The following is a 14,113-nucleotide window of genomic DNA, read 5'->3' as shown; positions in this document are numbered from 1 at the left end:
TGCGCGTGTATCACGCGCCGCCGGTTTTTTTCTGGACTTTTGGCAAGACGGTTTCTCCGGGACTCAGGAAGCCACCTGCGCGGAGCACAACCCTCTCATTTCCGTTCAAGCCGGAGGTTATAGTAAGCCCTGCGGCAGACACTGAGCCGATCACGACGTCGCGTCGTACCGCCTTGTTGTCCGGTCCCACGATATAAACAAAACTTCCTTTGCTATCGTTCTGGAGCGCAGATTCGGGCAATACTGATGCCTCCGAAGTTCCTCCCCGAATTCGTGCGCTGGCAAAGCCGCCAGGCCGTAGCGCACTATCATAGCCGAGCGAAATTCGCGCTGTTCCCTGACGGGATTGGGTGTCGATGATCGGGGAAATCTGCCAGACTTGTCCAGTCAGCGTCTTGGTTGTACCCACCGGAGTGACTTGCGTCGTTGTGCCCACGGACACATTGGCCAAATCACTTTCACCTAGCTTTGCCTGTAATTCCATTTCGCCGTCCTGGGCCAACAGGAACAATGTGCCGCTGCCTTGGGTCACCGTTTGGCCTGGTTCGACACTGCGGTCGAGAACGAAGCCAGCCTTGGGAGCTACAATATTCAAGCGGCTGTTGCGCGCGCGCGTCTCGTTCAGCTGAGCCTGCGACACACGAAGGCGCGCCGCCGCTGAATCGCGGGTTGCGGTCAACCGGTCAATATCTGCTTTGGAAATAAACCCCCGATCGACGAGCTTTTCTGCACGATCGAGGTTGGACTGGGCCAGATTGAGATCGGCTCGAGATACACCGACCGACGCCTCCAGGCTCACCGCTTGCTGGGTTTGCACTGCCCGGTCGATACTCGCCATGATCTGACCCTGCTTGACCCAATCGCCGGCGTCGACATAGACATTGGTTACCCGGCCGCCTTCGCCAACCACGCTGACGGGAATCTCTCGCCGCGCCGCCAGCGTTCCTGTCGCATTAATGGTGCGTGTAACTTGCTGTTTGCCGGGTATGATGACCGTGACAGTTGGGGCCTGACTTGCGGCATCATCGTCGCCTGCACCGGTGCCGCCAAGAAAATAATGATAGCCGATATAAGCCAGCAGAAGCGCCACAGCGGCAACCGCTGCCAATATTAGGCGGCGGCGACTTCTGGCGCGATCTTCGCTTTCGTCCATCTTCGCAAAATCATCGCTGGGGATGGTGGATTCATAGTTCATGTTTTCACTCTTCAGTCAGGCTCATATCGCATTTATACCATGCAATACACAAAAGAATCGCTGATTTTGGGCAACTTCGGTTTTTCATCAACTGTGTTACATCAATATGGCACTAGCGGCAAGCCGGAACAGCATTTGGGCAATTTTACAAGCCTACGTTCGACTAACAGCCAATATCCTCATACGAAAGGGCCAGCTCGCGAACAAACTGGCCCTCCGTACATTATAGTATTTTGATGAAAGGCGAAGGTTAGCGAACCCGGCCGCGCTGGATGAGATTCAGGATCAACAATAGCACAACCGCACCGACAAAAGCGGTAATCAATCCGGCAATCGAGAATTCCTGAATACTACCACCGAAACCGAAATAACCGCCGACAAAATTACCGATTACCGAGCCGATGATACCGACAACGATATTCCAGAAGACGCCCATGGAGGCATCACGCCCCATCACCATGCTTGCCAGCCAGCCCGCAATACCGCCGACGATCAATGCAATAATCCAACCCATATGTTCCTCCTGATTAAATGCGAGCGTGAATTCTATAGCCTCGCGAATACAACTACATAGAAGATTATTGCCCGGACTTGAAGGAATAAAAAAGACCGCCGGATTTTGTCCGGCGGTCCGTTGAATAATTTATGTCGCGCAAAAGATTGTTAATATTTTTGCTGGCGCTCGTACAAATCGCGATAATGCTGGATTCGCGTTACCCGCAGGCCGGGCATTCCCGACCGGTCTATCGCTCGTTGCCAAGACGCAAATTCCTCCAAGGAAAGGTCATAGCGGTCGCAAACTTCATCCACGGTCAGAAGGCCGCCGTTGACTGCCGCAACAACTTCCGCCTTGCGACGCACCACCCAGCGTGTCGTCCCTGCTTTCGGCAAGTCTTCGATGGTGAGCGGTTCACCAAGGGGCCCGACAACTTGCGCTGGTTTTATTTTCTGGTTCTCAATCATACTACCCTCAATTTCGTCTTTGGCATTTCGCCCTGGTTTTTGTTACGGCTGGACCTCATACCGCCAGAGCTTTTCGATTACCTAAATTGCCAAGGTAAACGTCACGTTTATAAATTCGATTATCTTTGCATTTTATTCGTCTCCCGCTGCGTCAAATCGGGTCGAAAGCAACCGGTTTTGAACAACATTGTCGCCTTTTTCCCTCCCATATCCGATCGCATACGTCCGGCAAAAAAGGCCATTCGATCATTCATGAAAGATGTGTGAGGCGTGGAATTGTCGTCCGACAGACCTTGCCTCGCCGCCACAAAAGTCCGTGCGGACTGGCTGGATGCCTGCCGCGCAATGGCATGGGCGAGCAAAACGTGATGATCCGTAAACTCAGCGGATGTATCATCGCCTCTATCCCGCGCAGATCGCTTTAGGTCCTTATGGGCAAAATTCATTTCCATAGACGTTGGTCTAGCGACGAAGGTATAAGCATATGTGAAAGGGACGTTCACTCGATCTTAGGACTCGTTAAGCAATTCTTTCTTGCATTGACCCAATTCGTACCAAAATGGACCACATCAGCACTAAAAAGGGAAAACGCTTGCTGCGCTGGCGCAGGCAGCGGGATTTCTTTAAGGAATGCAATTATAATGACGGATCAAATTAACGGAAATTTTCAGCTGGGTGACGACCTGAGCGGCAAGCGCATTGTGGTGGCGATGTCTGGAGGGGTTGATTCGAGCGTAGTTGCCGCCCTGGCAGCGCGAACCGGCGCGGAAACCATCGGTATTACCTTGCAGCTATATGATCATGGCGAAGCTGTGGGGCGTGCAGGCAGCTGCTGTGCCGGACAGGATATTCGCGACGCCCGCGCTGTAGCCGATCGGCTTGGCATTGCACATTACGTCTTTGATCATGCCAGCCGGTTCAAGGATTCGGTCATGGACGTATTTGCCGACGAATATATGTCCGGTCGCACCCCGATACCCTGCGTACAATGTAACATGGGAGTCAAATTTACCGATCTGCTGCAACTGTCCCGTGAACTGGGTGCCGACTGTCTGGCTACCGGTCATTATGTAAGACGCGTGGATACCACCGAAGGTGCACAATTGCACCGCGCTCTCGACCCGGCGCGTGATCAGAGTTATTTCCTGTTTGCGACCACCCAGGATCAGCTGGATTATCTGCGCTTCCCGCTGGGCGACATGCCCAAGACACAGGTTCGTGAGATCGCTGAAGACATGGGACTGGCTGTGGCTTTCAAGCCTGATAGTCAGGATATATGTTTTGTACCCAACGGAGACTATGCCAGTGTTGTCCGCAAATTGCGGCCCGAGGCAGATGATGATGGAGAAATTGTCCATATCGACGGCACGCCAATGGGACGGCACAAAGGGCTGATTCATTACACCGTGGGTCAGCGGAAAGGACTGGAGATTGGCGGACAGGCGGAACCGCTTTACGTCGTTCGGCTGGAACCAGAGGCGAAGCGGGTTGTCGTTGGACCGAAGGCCGCATTGGCGGTAGCGTCGGCATCGCTTCGGGATATTAACTGGGTCGGCGGCGACTATGCGGGACCGGTCGAGGTTAAAGTTCGCTCAATGGCAAAGCCGACTCTTGCCCGACTGGAAGGACAAGAGTTGCGGTTTCACAATCCGGAATTTGGCGTTGCCCCCGGACAGGCGGCGGTCTTTTATCATAAAGACCGGGTGCTGGGCGGCGGCTGGATCGAGCGCACCGCTGCGGTTGAACAGCAGTGGCTATCGGGTGCAGAAGTCTAGCCTGTTCAATCTACCGCTTCGTATCAGGCAGCATCACACAACCCCAGCCTTCACGGAATTCAGCCGTGGCCGACTCCATGAACAGGGCAGAAGCGGTCACGCTTTTGCTTTCCTCGTCCAGGGATAAGGAGACCAATTCCATCCCTGGTTCGAAATCCTTGCGGCAATCGTCGATATCGCGCCCGCCGACATAGTGACAGGAGCAGGCGACCCGGGCACCATAAGCGGTGCCGACATCCAGCTGCCCTTTGATCGCGTTGTAATTATACGCGAATAGAGCGATCAGGATCACCAGAAACAGCGCCCCGACATATAATGCGGTGCGTTTCCTTGTGAGTGGAGTTCGAGCTGTGCCTTTTACAGTTGCCATAGTGGCTTCTATTGGTGCAACGACGACATATGCACAAGATTAAACTCGCCTTGATATCAGGCCTGATGCTCGTCTTATCTGGTTGCGGTGGGGCTGATGAACCGGCAGAACCGCCGGAGAAAACCGCGGCAGAACTGGCCTATATCTCGGATCAAAGCCCGATTGCAAAGGCACGCCTGGATGCTGCTATTGCGCCTTTGTTCGAAGATCCTGCTATGGCCGAGACGCGCGCGCTTCTGATCATGTATGGCGGGAAAATCATCGCCGAACGTTATGGTGACGGTTATGATGAAGATACACGATTTATCAGCTGGTCAATGGCAAAAAGCTTTACTGGTGCGCTGATCGGATTTCTGGTGGCAGATGGTCGGTTGGTCCTTGATGATCCCGCTCCCGTGCCCGCCTGGCAAAGGTCTGGCGATCCGCGCGGTGACATTACTCTGCGTCACCTGCTGCATATGTCGTCCGGCCTCGATCATACCGAAACTGGCGAGCCGGGGGGTAAAAGTGTTTTCGAAGCCGACACCAATCGCATGCTGTTTCTGGATGGGGCGCAAGATATGGCAGCCTATGCTGAAGCCCGGCCGATGGAAGCCAAGGCGGGTGAAAAATTTGAATATAGCACTGCATCAACGATCATACTTTCCGACATAATTACCCGCACCCTGACCAAGAGCACCGATCCGGAGGTCCGGCACGCCGTTACGCTACGTTTCATCCGTGGTAGGCTGCTTGAACCGCTGGGCATGGATGGCAGCTATCCGGAATTTGATTCAAACGGTACGTTGATAGGGGGAAGTATCATCCAGGCGACGGCTCGCGATTACGCGAAATTTGGCGAGTTCCTGCGCAACAACGGGGCGAGGAAAGGGGCGCAGCATTTGCCGGTGAGCTGGGTGCGATTCATGAAGACATCGTCAGAAAACGATCCTGCTTATGGAGGCCATATCTGGTTGAACAAGAAACGTCCCGAGGGACGCAACCCGGTGCTATTTCCAGACAATGGGCCGGACACGATTTTTGCCGCGCTGGGCCATCTCGGTCAGCAGATCGTGGTGTCGCCCGAGCAAAAGCTGACCGTGGTGCGGCTCGGCAAGACGCAGGATGATATGTTGGCGCCGATGAGCGCCCAAATCGGTCGGATCATGGCGCTGTTCCCGATCGACGGCTAGCGTCAGTCTTGGCCGGAGCGCTAAAGGCGAAACCTACCTTCTACAACCGTGACGCATCGACCGCCCAGCCAAGCGCGGTCGCCGTCGAGACGGCAACTGACATAGCCTCCCCGCTGGCTCGCCTGATAGGCCGTAAAGCTGGCACGATCCAATTGCCTGGTCCAATAAGGCGTCAGAACAGCATGAGCCGAACCGGTTACGCTATCTTCATCTACGCCGCCGCCCGGTACAAACACACGGCTGAGCACGTCGGTATCCTTGCCCGGCGCCGTGCAGATAAATTGCGCATTGCCGTGTGCGGCTAACGCTTTCAGATCTGGTTTCAGCGCCAGAACTTCTTCAGCATTATTATAGCGAAGGATATGATAGCGTCCTTCGTGAAACTGTGTTTCAAGCGGGCTACCACCGACCAGGGCAACAATAACCGGCATTGCCCTCTGGGAGGGAGGATAGGCTGGGAGGTCCAGCGCATAGCCTTCCCCATCGCGCACCACAGTCAATATGCCCGCTTCGCGCGTTCGGAAGGTCACTTGCTGTTTTTGGGGATCCTGCGACAATATGATATGTCCGCTGGCAAGTGTAGCGTGGCCACAGAGGGCGATCTCGACTGCCGGGGTAAACCAGCGAAGCTCAAAATCTGCGGCTCCGCTATCATCAGGCAGGTAAAAGGCTGTCTCGGCAAAATTATTTTCCTCGCCAATCGCTTGCAGGACTGCATCATCGAGCCAGCTTGTCAGCGGCATCACCGCAGCCTGATTGCCGGTAAAAGGGCGATCGGCGAAGGCGTCGACATGATAATAAGGCAAATCTGTCATGGGTAGAGCAGGCCTTCCGTCCAGTCGTTATTATTGCGGACAAATGTTCGGCGTTCATGCAGCCGATGTGCCCGGTCCTGCCAAAACTCAAATCGTTCGGGAGCGAGGCAATAGCCGGACCAGTGCGGTGGGCGCGGGATGTCCTTGCCTTCGAATCGCTCTGCCATTTCGGCGAAGCGGGCCTCAAAACTTGCGCGATTGTCGAGCGGACGGGATTGGTCGGACGCCCACGCTCCGAGTTGCGAATCTCGGCTTCGGGTAGCAAAATAGGCATCCGCTTTCACCTCTGATACCGTCGAAAGAAGACCTTCAATCCGGATCTGCCGACGCAGGCTTTTCCAGTGGAATAATATTGCAGCCTTTGGATTCTCGGATATGTCCTTTGCCTTGCGGCTCTGCTGGTTGGTGTAGAAAACAAAGCCGTCCGGACCATGGCCCTTGAGTAGAACCATTCGCGCCGAAGGTTGCCCAGCGGCATCGGCTGTCGCAATGGTCATGGCATTGCTATCATTAATCTCGCTTGCGCGTGCTTCCGCGAACCAGCTGTCGAACAGGGAAAATGGATCGGTCATAGAGACACCTCTAACATCGCATGTTCGACCCGCAAACAAACAAAATTTGTCCGGCGACAAGGGGCAGGTTTCTGCTAAAAGCTCCGCAACAGGGAGGGAAACCATGGACTGGAATCTGATATTTACGGTGACCAATGCTCATGCCTTGCTGATGTGGCTGATTCTGGCTTTGGCCCCGCGCAGCACCGCGATCATGACGGGTCTCTTCTTCGGTGGCGTCGGGCTGCTGGCATTGGCTTATACCGCTATCGTCATTCCTTTGCTCACCGGCCTGATCGACGGCGGCAGCGGAGGATCGCCGGACTTTTCGACCCTTGCCGGGGTACAGCAAGCGCTTGCCAGTCCGGGCGGTGCGACGATTGGATGGATTCACTATCTTGCCTTTGATCTTTTCGTTGGTTTGTGGGTGGCGCGCAATGCGGATAAATACGGGTTTGCGCGCTGGCTGCAGATACCTATCCTGTTTTCCGTACTAATGTTGGGGCCTTTGGGGCTGGTTCTTTACATGCTGCTGCGTTTCACGCGCCACAACAAGGTTGCAGGGAGCGTTCTACCCGAATAAGACAGCGGAGTTGAAAAACCGCAAAAAATTCCAATCTGTTCATGATAAGGATTTGAAAAAGAGGAAATAATGAAAGATCCCTATCAAGCATTGGGTGTTGCCAAAGGCGCAAATGAAAAGGAAATCAAGAGCGCCTATCGCAAGCTCGCCAAGGAACTGCACCCCGACCGGAACAAGGATAATCCGGCGGCCACCGAGCGCTTCTCGGATGTCACCAAAGCCTATGACCTGTTGCTGGACAAGGACAAGCGGGCGCAATTCGACCGCGGAGAGATAGATGCGGAAGGCAACCCCACTGCACCGTTCGGATTTGGCGGAGGCGGATATCAGCGTGGTCCGGCTGGACAGCAGCATGATTTTGGCAACGCCGGTGCCGATTTTGGTGATATATTTGAGGGCCTTTTTGGCGGCGGCGGCGGCGGCGGTTCGCCTTTTGGTAGCCGCCAGCGCAGCGCACCACCACCGAAGGGCGCAAATGTCGCTTACCGGCTGAAAGTGGAGTTCATTGCTGCTGCGACACTGCAGAAACAACGGATCACGCTGGAAGATGGTAAAACCATTGACCTTAGCCTGCCCAAGGGTGTCGAAGAAGGCACGCAAATGCGCCTCAGCGGCAAGGGGCGCAAGGGCCCGGGCGGGGATGGCGATGCCATTGTCACCATTCATATCAACCCCCATCCCTTTTTTGAGCGCGATGGCGACAATATCAGGCTGGAGTTGCCGATCAGCCTAAAAGAAGCGGTGGAAGGTGCCAAGATCAAGGTCCCGACGGTGGACGGCCCCGTGATGCTGTCAATCCCGGCCGGGTCGGATTCGGGCACGACACTGCGTCTGAAAAACAAAGGCTTTCATGCCAAATCCGGCGTCCGCGGAAATCAGCTGGTGACGCTGATGATCATGTTACCCAAAGAAGATGAAAAGCTCGCAGAATTCGTGAAGGACTGGAAACCGCAAGGCAATCCCCGCGCCAGCATGGGCGTATAGTCTTGGCCCGGATTCTGCATGTCTGAACTCTCTCCCGAAGCCAGGCGTCAAAGTCGACGAGAATTCGGAGCACCCGGCAAGGGACCGCGAGAAAACCTGGCCAATGAAGGTCCCGTTCGGCAAGCCATCATGATCATCGAACGCACTGCGGTCGGTGTCTATTATGATGGCTTCACTTTTGCAGGAAATTTCGCCTATCTCTCATTGCTGGCAGTATTTTCCTTTTTCATCGTTGCTGCGGCAATTGTCGGGGGATTCGGCCAGACCGCCGTCGGGACGGACATCGTCGAGGCATTTTTGGTCACTGTGCCACCGTCAGTCGCGGGGGCACTCCACGATCCGATCCGTGATGCCATGACGGCGCGCACCGGGCCATTGCTCTGGTTCAGCGCGGCGGTAGGGCTATGGACAACGACCAGCCTGATCGAGACAATTCGGGAAATTCTTCACCGTGCTTACGGCGTTCAGGCCCAGCGCGCGTTCTGGGAATATCGGCTGACGTCGATCATGCTGATCATTCTCTCGGTCTTCCTGGCGATGCTCTCCCTCAGTGCGCAATTTGTGGTTGCTGGTATCACCGGATTTCTGGGGGCCTATTTCCCCGTCATTCAAACCTATGCCTTGTGGGTGTCGCTGTCCAACGCGATCCCTTTTTTCGTGCTGTTCGCGACTCTCTATCTGCTGTTTCGATTGCTGACGCCCCGCCAATATCGGCCGCGCCAATATCCCAAATGGCCGGGCGCGGTGTTCATCAGCGGTTGGTGGCTGTTGATTACCGGCCTCTTGCCGGTCTTCCTCAGATATGCGGCAAATTACCAGCTGACCTATGGCAGCCTTGCCGGCGTGATTATCACCCTCATTTTTTTCTATCTCGTTGGCCTTGGTGTGGTTATTGGCGCGGAGATTAATGCGGCGCTGGCCGAACGCCCTTCGAGAAACGGTCCTGACGAATGATCCGCTGGAAAATCGCGGGGATACAGTTTATCAGCGGCGCAAATCGGTATTCGGGAGATACGATCTATGAGTGAATTGATGAAGGGCAAGCGCGGGCTGATCATGGGGCTCGCCAACAACAAGTCGCTCGCATGGGGAATCGCGCAGAAGCTTGCCGAGGCTGGTGCAGAGCTTGCCTTTTCCTATCAGGGTGAGGCGCTGGCGAAACGAGTCAGGCCGCTGGCTGGGGAACTGGGCAGCGATTTTCTGATCGATTGCGACGTATCTGACATGGCGGCGCTGGATGCTGCGTTTGATCAGATCAAGACCCGATGGGATACGCTGGATTTTGTCGTCCACGCGATCGGATTCTCCGATAAGAACGAACTGCGCGGCAAATATGTCGATACCAGCCTCGACAATTTCCTGATGACGATGAATATTTCGGCATATTCTCTGGTGGCGGTCGCCCAGCGTGCTGCCGCGATGATGCCGAACGGCGGCAGCATCGTCACGTTGAGCTATTACGGAGCCGAAAAGGTGATCCCGCACTATAACGTGATGGGCGTAGCCAAGGCGGCGCTGGAAACCAGCGTCAAATATCTCGCCAACGATCTTGGCCCCGACAATATTCGAGTCAATGCGATTTCCGCCGGACCCATCAAGACACTGGCGGCGAGCGGGATCGGTGATTTCCGCTATATCCTGAAATGGAATGAGTATAATTCTCCGTTGCGACGCAATGTCACGATTGATGACGTCGGTGGTGCCGGCCTCTATTTTTGCAGCGATCTGTCTTCCGGCGTGACCGGCGAGACCCATCATGTTGACGGCGGCTATCACGTTGTCGGCATGAAGCAGGAAGACGCGCCCGATATCGCGCTGGATTGATGATTACCGCCTTGCATCATGTCCAGCTGGCCATGCCCGAAGCGGGGGAAGACAGAGCGAGAGGTTTTTATCACGAACTTCTGGATATTCCCGAACGAGAAAAGCCGGAGCAGTTGAACGCCAACGGGGGCTGCTGGTTTGAAAATGAAAGGGTCCGCGTCCATCTCGGGATCGAGGAGGATTTCAGGCCGGCAACAAAGGCGCACCCGGCGTTTCAGGCTAGCAATTTCGATAACTTGATGGAAAAGCTGAAGAATGCGGGTTATCGAATATATCCGGTAGAGGCGATCGATGATCATGCCCGTTTTTTCGTGCAGGATCCTTTTGGCAACCGAATTGAATTTATAAACGCGGAGAGCGAATTTTGAGTTTCAATAGCTTTGGCCATGCTTTTCGCTTTTCCACCTGGGGAGAAAGTCACGGACCTGCACTTGGCGCGGTGGTCGATGGCTGTCCGCCGGGACTGGCGCTGAGCGAAGCCGATATCCAGCCGTTTCTCGATGCGCGGCGGCCTGGTCAGTCGAAATATACGACCCAGCGTCAGGAGCCGGACCGCGTTAAAATCCTCTCCGGAGTGTTTGAAGGGAAGACCACCGGTACGCCGATTTCGCTGATCATCGAGAATGTCGATCAACGATCCAAAGATTATAGCGAAGTCGCCAAAGCCTATCGCCCCGGCCATGCCGACTATGCCTATGATCAAAAATACGGCTTTCGCGATTATCGCGGCGGCGGTCGGTCGAGCGCCCGGGAAACGGCAGCACGGGTCGCAGCGGGAGCCGTGGCGCGGCTGGTGATTCCGGAAGTGACTATTCGGGCATGGGTCGCCGAAATCGGTGGTGATGCAATTGATTCCGAGCATTTTGATATCAATGAAATCGGCAATAATCCGTTTTTCTGTCCCGACGCGGTGGCCGCGAAACGCTGGGAAAAGCTGGTCGATGGTGCTCGCAAGGATGGCAGCAGCCTTGGCGCGATTATCGCTTGCGAGGCCGTTGGTGTACCGGCTGGATGGGGCGCGCCGATCTACGCCAAAATGGATAGCGAGATTGCCGCTGCGATGATGACCATAAACGCGACCAAGGGCGTCGAAATCGGTGATGGTTTTGCTGCCGCCCGCCTGCGCGGTGAAGAGAATGCCGATGCGATGCGACCGGGCGACAATGGTCCCGAATTTCTGGCCAACCACAGCGGCGGCACGGCGGGCGGAATATCCACCGGCCAGCCGCTATTCTGCCGGGTGGCGTTCAAGCCAACCAGCTCCATATTAACGCCGGTGGCGACCATCAGTCCCGACGGGCAAGCAACCGAAATATCGACCAAGGGCCGTCATGATCCCTGTGTCGGTATTCGCGGCGTTCCGGTTGTTGAAGCGATGATGGCGCTGGTTCTGGCCGATCAGAAATTACTTCACCGGGCGCAATGTGGATGAAACGCGCGGTTTTTGTGGTCATCGCCCTTTTGCTGCAGCTCTCTCTGGGCGCAAACGGAAATGACAAGCCGCGCCTCACATTTATGGGACTGGGCAACATCCGGATCGGAATGGCTGAGGAAAATCTGAAAACCCTTGGCTTCCGGCTGACCTCACAGGGCCCCTGGGGTGAAGTGGGAGACCCCGATTTTCGAGCCTGTCACTATCTTGATAGCGCGCCAAATTTTCCGGGCGTGGCGGTGATGATTAATGAGGGCAAGGTTGTGCGCATTGATATCGGGTTTCGCAGCAGCGCAGAAAATTGGCAGAGCTTGTCGGGTGCCAAAATTGGCATGACCGAAGCAAGTGTGAGCGAAATTTATGGTGACTGGCTCAAAATATCAGGCCATCCTTATCTGGATAATGCCGGATCCTATTTGACGCTGACATCCAGCAACGGCAAATATGCCATGATTTTTGAAACTTCAGTCGGGAACATGACGGATAAGGGAATGGAAGAAAAAATTCAGCCCAAATATGTCACCGATTTCCGCGCCGGACTGGCTGGCCCCGTAAGCTATGTCGAAGGCTGTGCCTGATCCCATGATAGATCTCGTTCTTCACGTCATTGACGAATATATTCAGGCGAACAAGGCTGTCATCGGTCTTGTGATCCTTGGCTTTCTGTTTGCCGGCTTCATCATGGAGCGCTTTCCTGCTGCGGTGGTCGCGGTGCTTGGGGCCTGTATGTTCCTGTTCCTCGGGATTATCGATTCCGATGGTCTGTTTTCGGTCTTTTCCAACACTGCACCAATCACTATCGCAGCGATGTTCATTCTTTCGGGAGCGTTGCTGCGAACGGGGACGATCGATGCTATCGCTGGCTTCATTATTAAACGCGCCAAGCGTCACCCCAAGCTGGCGGTCGCAGAAATGTTTCTTGGTGCCTTTGTCGCCTCTGCGTTCATGAACAATACCCCGGTCGTGATCGTGCTGATTCCCATCATCCTCCGCTTGTCGCGGGCAACCGGCTTTTCCTCGAAGAAACTGCTGATACCGCTCAGCTTCATCTGCATATTGGGCGGTACGACGACGTTAATCGGTACCTCGACCAACCTTATTGTCGATGCGGTTGCGCGGGATCAGGGTCTGGCTGGATTCGGAATTTTCGAGATCACACCCTATGGCCTGATCGCTGCCGTCGCGGGTACGGTCATGATGGTTTTGTTCAGCAGCTGGCTGTTGCCCCGCGGTCAGGTCCAGGGTCAGTTTGACAGCAGCGATGAAAGCGATTTTCTCACTGAACTGACGGTGCGTCGAAAGGCGTCCGTAATCGACAAGAAATTGTCTGCCGTAACGGAATTGCGGCGTGCAGGCATCCGCGTCACTGCGGTCAAAAGGTTGAGCAGCTACATCCGGCATGACCTGGATTATCACGAATTGCGGGCTGGTGACCGGATTGTCGTGCAACTGGACCTGGCAGAGCTTATTTCCTTGCGAAAGTCGGAAGATTTCAAGGTCGGTATTGTCCACAAGGGTGATGCTGGTGCGATGGGCGAGGAGCTGGTCGAAGCCACGATTGCGCCAAATCACCCCAGTATCGGTAACCGGCTGTATGACATTCCCTTCCTGTCGCAGCTGGATGTTCGTATATTGGGCATGACCCGTTTCCGTAATTTGCCGCGGTCTGATCTGACCAACGCGCGTATTCACGCTGCCGACCGGCTGCTGGTAACGGGTTCGAGCGAAGATATTCACCGCATGTATCAAAACCCCAATCTGTTCGGAGTTGGTCAGACAAAGATTCGCGCGTTCCGGCGGGATCGCGCGCCGATTGCGATAGGGGCGCTGGTCGCCGTTGTGGTGCTCGCTGCGCTCAATATCATCTCGCTGGCTGTCGCCGCTATCCTTGCCGTCGGGGCAATCTTGCTGGCGCGTTGTATCGACGCAGAAGAGGCCTGGGGTTCGATCGACGGCAATGTGCTGGTACTGATATTCGGCATGCTCGCGGTGGGTCTCGGCTTGCAGCAGGCCGGCAGCGTTGAACTTATTGTGTCTGAAATGACGCCTTATTTGCGGGAAGTACCACCCTGGGGGCTGGTGTTTGCGATTTATATCATGTCGGTTATCATGACCGAGATTGTGACCAATAACGCGGTTGCTATCATCATCACGCCCATTGCCATTGCGCTGGGTAATGATCTGGGTGTCGATCCGCGGCCGCTGGTAATTGCGGTCATGTTTGCGGCCTCCGCGAGCTTCGCGACGCCGATTGGCTATCAGACCAACACCTTGGTCTATGCGGCGGGCAATTATAGGTTCACCGACTTCTTCAAGGCCGGCATTCCGCTGACCTTTGGCGTCGGACTGTCGACCTGTCTGGCGATCAGCTTCTGGATGTAGGGTCACCCTAAGGGGCTTGCCGCGCTTCGCCGCTGACGATAGGCATGGATGAAAGAAAAGATCGGGG

General features: G+C 55.1%; 16 protein-coding genes. 10 read left to right on the top strand and 6 right to left on the bottom strand.

From position 1 onward, the window contains the following. Positions 1-10 precede the first annotated feature (10 nt). The 3 genes from ACN0WX_RS01810 to ACN0WX_RS01800 all read right to left on the bottom strand — a co-directional run bounded on the left by ACN0WX_RS01810 (position 11) and on the right by ACN0WX_RS01800 (position 2,158). Positions 11-1,195: an efflux RND transporter periplasmic adaptor subunit gene (locus tag ACN0WX_RS01810; protein ID WP_417620561.1), complete on the bottom strand. Its 1,185-nt coding sequence runs from the start codon at positions 1,193-1,195 to the stop codon at positions 11-13. Positions 1,196-1,445: 250 nt separating this feature from the next. Continuing rightward, the gene (locus ACN0WX_RS01805; RefSeq protein ID WP_417620560.1) at positions 1,446-1,709 is read right to left on the bottom strand and encodes a GlsB/YeaQ/YmgE family stress response membrane protein; all 264 of its coding nucleotides are present in this window, start codon (positions 1,707-1,709) and stop codon (positions 1,446-1,448) included. Between the two features lie 149 nt (positions 1,710-1,858). Further along, on the bottom strand, positions 1,859-2,158 hold the full coding sequence (locus ACN0WX_RS01800) for a DUF1153 domain-containing protein (RefSeq protein WP_417620559.1): 300 nt from the start codon (positions 2,156-2,158) through the stop codon (positions 1,859-1,861). 641 nt (positions 2,159-2,799) lie between these two features. Here ACN0WX_RS01800 and mnmA point away from each other — a divergent pair. Next, on the top strand, positions 2,800-3,933 hold the full coding sequence (gene mnmA / locus ACN0WX_RS01795) for a tRNA 2-thiouridine(34) synthase MnmA (RefSeq protein WP_417620558.1): 1,134 nt from the start codon (positions 2,800-2,802) through the stop codon (positions 3,931-3,933). A 10-nt stretch (positions 3,934-3,943) separates the two neighbouring features. On the opposite strand, the gene ACN0WX_RS01790 is transcribed toward mnmA, so the two are convergent. Then, entirely contained in the window at positions 3,944-4,303 is a 360-nt protein-coding gene (locus ACN0WX_RS01790; protein ID WP_417620557.1) for a hypothetical protein, read from the bottom strand. Positions 4,304-4,332: 29 nt separating this feature from the next. On the opposite strand from ACN0WX_RS01790, the gene ACN0WX_RS01785 reads away from it, so the two are divergent. After that, a complete protein-coding gene (locus ACN0WX_RS01785; protein ID WP_417620556.1) occupies positions 4,333-5,475 on the top strand; it encodes a serine hydrolase domain-containing protein in 1,143 nt (380 codons plus the stop codon). Positions 5,476-5,495: 20 nt separating this feature from the next. On the opposite strand, the gene ACN0WX_RS01780 is transcribed toward ACN0WX_RS01785, so the two are convergent. Together ACN0WX_RS01780 and pdxH are read right to left on the bottom strand one after the other, a co-directional pair. After that, positions 5,496-6,290 (bottom strand): PhzF family phenazine biosynthesis protein, encoded by a 795-nt coding sequence (locus ACN0WX_RS01780; protein WP_417620555.1) that lies wholly within the window; start codon positions 6,288-6,290, stop codon positions 5,496-5,498. Next, positions 6,287-6,862 carry a pyridoxamine 5'-phosphate oxidase gene (pdxH, locus tag ACN0WX_RS01775; protein WP_417620554.1) on the bottom strand — a complete coding sequence of 192 codons (576 nt, stop codon included), beginning with the start codon at positions 6,860-6,862 and terminating at the stop codon, positions 6,287-6,289. Before pdxH ends, ACN0WX_RS01780 begins: the two co-directional genes overlap by 4 nt. A gap of 103 nt (positions 6,863-6,965) precedes the next feature. Here pdxH and ACN0WX_RS01770 point away from each other — a divergent pair, with 103 nt between their 5' ends. From ACN0WX_RS01770 to ACN0WX_RS01735, 8 genes are all read left to right on the top strand, one after another. Beyond that, positions 6,966-7,424: an ABA4-like family protein gene (locus tag ACN0WX_RS01770; protein WP_417620553.1), complete on the top strand. Its 459-nt coding sequence runs from the start codon at positions 6,966-6,968 to the stop codon at positions 7,422-7,424. Between the two features lie 69 nt (positions 7,425-7,493). Continuing rightward, the gene (locus ACN0WX_RS01765; protein WP_417620552.1) at positions 7,494-8,408 is read left to right on the top strand and encodes a DnaJ C-terminal domain-containing protein; all 915 of its coding nucleotides are present in this window, start codon (positions 7,494-7,496) and stop codon (positions 8,406-8,408) included. An 18-nt stretch (positions 8,409-8,426) separates the two neighbouring features. Then, positions 8,427-9,362 carry a YihY/virulence factor BrkB family protein gene (locus tag ACN0WX_RS01760; protein ID WP_417620551.1) on the top strand — a complete coding sequence of 312 codons (936 nt, stop codon included), beginning with the start codon at positions 8,427-8,429 and terminating at the stop codon, positions 9,360-9,362. A gap of 66 nt (positions 9,363-9,428) precedes the next feature. Then, the gene (fabI, locus tag ACN0WX_RS01755) at positions 9,429-10,232 is read left to right on the top strand and encodes an enoyl-ACP reductase FabI (RefSeq protein ID WP_417620550.1); all 804 of its coding nucleotides are present in this window, start codon (positions 9,429-9,431) and stop codon (positions 10,230-10,232) included. Beyond that, entirely contained in the window at positions 10,232-10,600 is a 369-nt protein-coding gene (locus ACN0WX_RS01750) for a VOC family protein (RefSeq protein ID WP_417620549.1), read from the top strand. The genes fabI and ACN0WX_RS01750 overlap by 1 nt, the downstream gene beginning before the upstream one ends. Continuing rightward, complete coding sequence (gene aroC, locus ACN0WX_RS01745; protein ID WP_417620548.1) at positions 10,597-11,664, top strand: chorismate synthase; 1,068 nt, start codon at positions 10,597-10,599, stop codon at positions 11,662-11,664. Before ACN0WX_RS01750 ends, aroC begins: the two co-directional genes overlap by 4 nt. Then, the gene (locus tag ACN0WX_RS01740; protein ID WP_417620547.1) at positions 11,661-12,242 is read left to right on the top strand and encodes a hypothetical protein; all 582 of its coding nucleotides are present in this window, start codon (positions 11,661-11,663) and stop codon (positions 12,240-12,242) included. The genes aroC and ACN0WX_RS01740 overlap by 4 nt, the downstream gene beginning before the upstream one ends. A 4-nt stretch (positions 12,243-12,246) precedes the next feature. Next, entirely contained in the window at positions 12,247-14,046 is a 1,800-nt protein-coding gene (locus ACN0WX_RS01735; protein WP_417620546.1) for an SLC13 family permease, read from the top strand. Positions 14,047-14,113 lie beyond the last annotated feature (67 nt).

It is taken from the genome of Parasphingorhabdus sp. (assembly GCF_048269915.1).
GTDB lineage: Bacteria > Pseudomonadota > Alphaproteobacteria > Sphingomonadales > Sphingomonadaceae > Parasphingorhabdus.
The sequence above is the reverse complement of the archived record's forward strand: the minus strand, read 5'-3'. Positions and strand labels throughout refer to the sequence as shown.

What these genes read in the sequence shown, in the direction of transcription:
- ACN0WX_RS01785 (WP_417620556.1), top strand. Translation starts at nt 4,333, where the DNA reads ATGCACAAGATTAAACTCGCCTTGATATCAGGCCTGATGCTCGTCTTA.
- ACN0WX_RS01810 (WP_417620561.1), bottom strand. Translation starts at nt 1,195, where the DNA reads ATGAACTATGAATCCACCATCCCCAGCGATGATTTTGCGAAGATGGAC.
- ACN0WX_RS01800 (WP_417620559.1), bottom strand. Translation starts at nt 2,158, where the DNA reads ATGATTGAGAACCAGAAAATAAAACCAGCGCAAGTTGTCGGGCCCCTT.
- ACN0WX_RS01735 (WP_417620546.1), top strand. Translation starts at nt 12,247, where the DNA reads ATGATAGATCTCGTTCTTCACGTCATTGACGAATATATTCAGGCGAAC.
- mnmA (WP_417620558.1), top strand. Translation starts at nt 2,800, where the DNA reads ATGACGGATCAAATTAACGGAAATTTTCAGCTGGGTGACGACCTGAGC.
- ACN0WX_RS01765 (WP_417620552.1), top strand. Translation starts at nt 7,494, where the DNA reads ATGAAAGATCCCTATCAAGCATTGGGTGTTGCCAAAGGCGCAAATGAA.
- ACN0WX_RS01780 (WP_417620555.1), bottom strand. Translation starts at nt 6,290, where the DNA reads ATGACAGATTTGCCTTATTATCATGTCGACGCCTTCGCCGATCGCCCT.
- ACN0WX_RS01770 (WP_417620553.1), top strand. Translation starts at nt 6,966, where the DNA reads ATGGACTGGAATCTGATATTTACGGTGACCAATGCTCATGCCTTGCTG.
- ACN0WX_RS01750 (WP_417620549.1), top strand. Translation starts at nt 10,232, where the DNA reads ATGATTACCGCCTTGCATCATGTCCAGCTGGCCATGCCCGAAGCGGGG.
- ACN0WX_RS01790 (WP_417620557.1), bottom strand. Translation starts at nt 4,303, where the DNA reads ATGGCAACTGTAAAAGGCACAGCTCGAACTCCACTCACAAGGAAACGC.
- pdxH (WP_417620554.1), bottom strand. Translation starts at nt 6,862, where the DNA reads ATGACCGATCCATTTTCCCTGTTCGACAGCTGGTTCGCGGAAGCACGC.
- ACN0WX_RS01740 (WP_417620547.1), top strand. Translation starts at nt 11,661, where the DNA reads ATGAAACGCGCGGTTTTTGTGGTCATCGCCCTTTTGCTGCAGCTCTCT.
- fabI (WP_417620550.1), top strand. Translation starts at nt 9,429, where the DNA reads ATGAGTGAATTGATGAAGGGCAAGCGCGGGCTGATCATGGGGCTCGCC.
- ACN0WX_RS01760 (WP_417620551.1), top strand. Translation starts at nt 8,427, where the DNA reads ATGTCTGAACTCTCTCCCGAAGCCAGGCGTCAAAGTCGACGAGAATTC.
- ACN0WX_RS01805 (WP_417620560.1), bottom strand. Translation starts at nt 1,709, where the DNA reads ATGGGTTGGATTATTGCATTGATCGTCGGCGGTATTGCGGGCTGGCTG.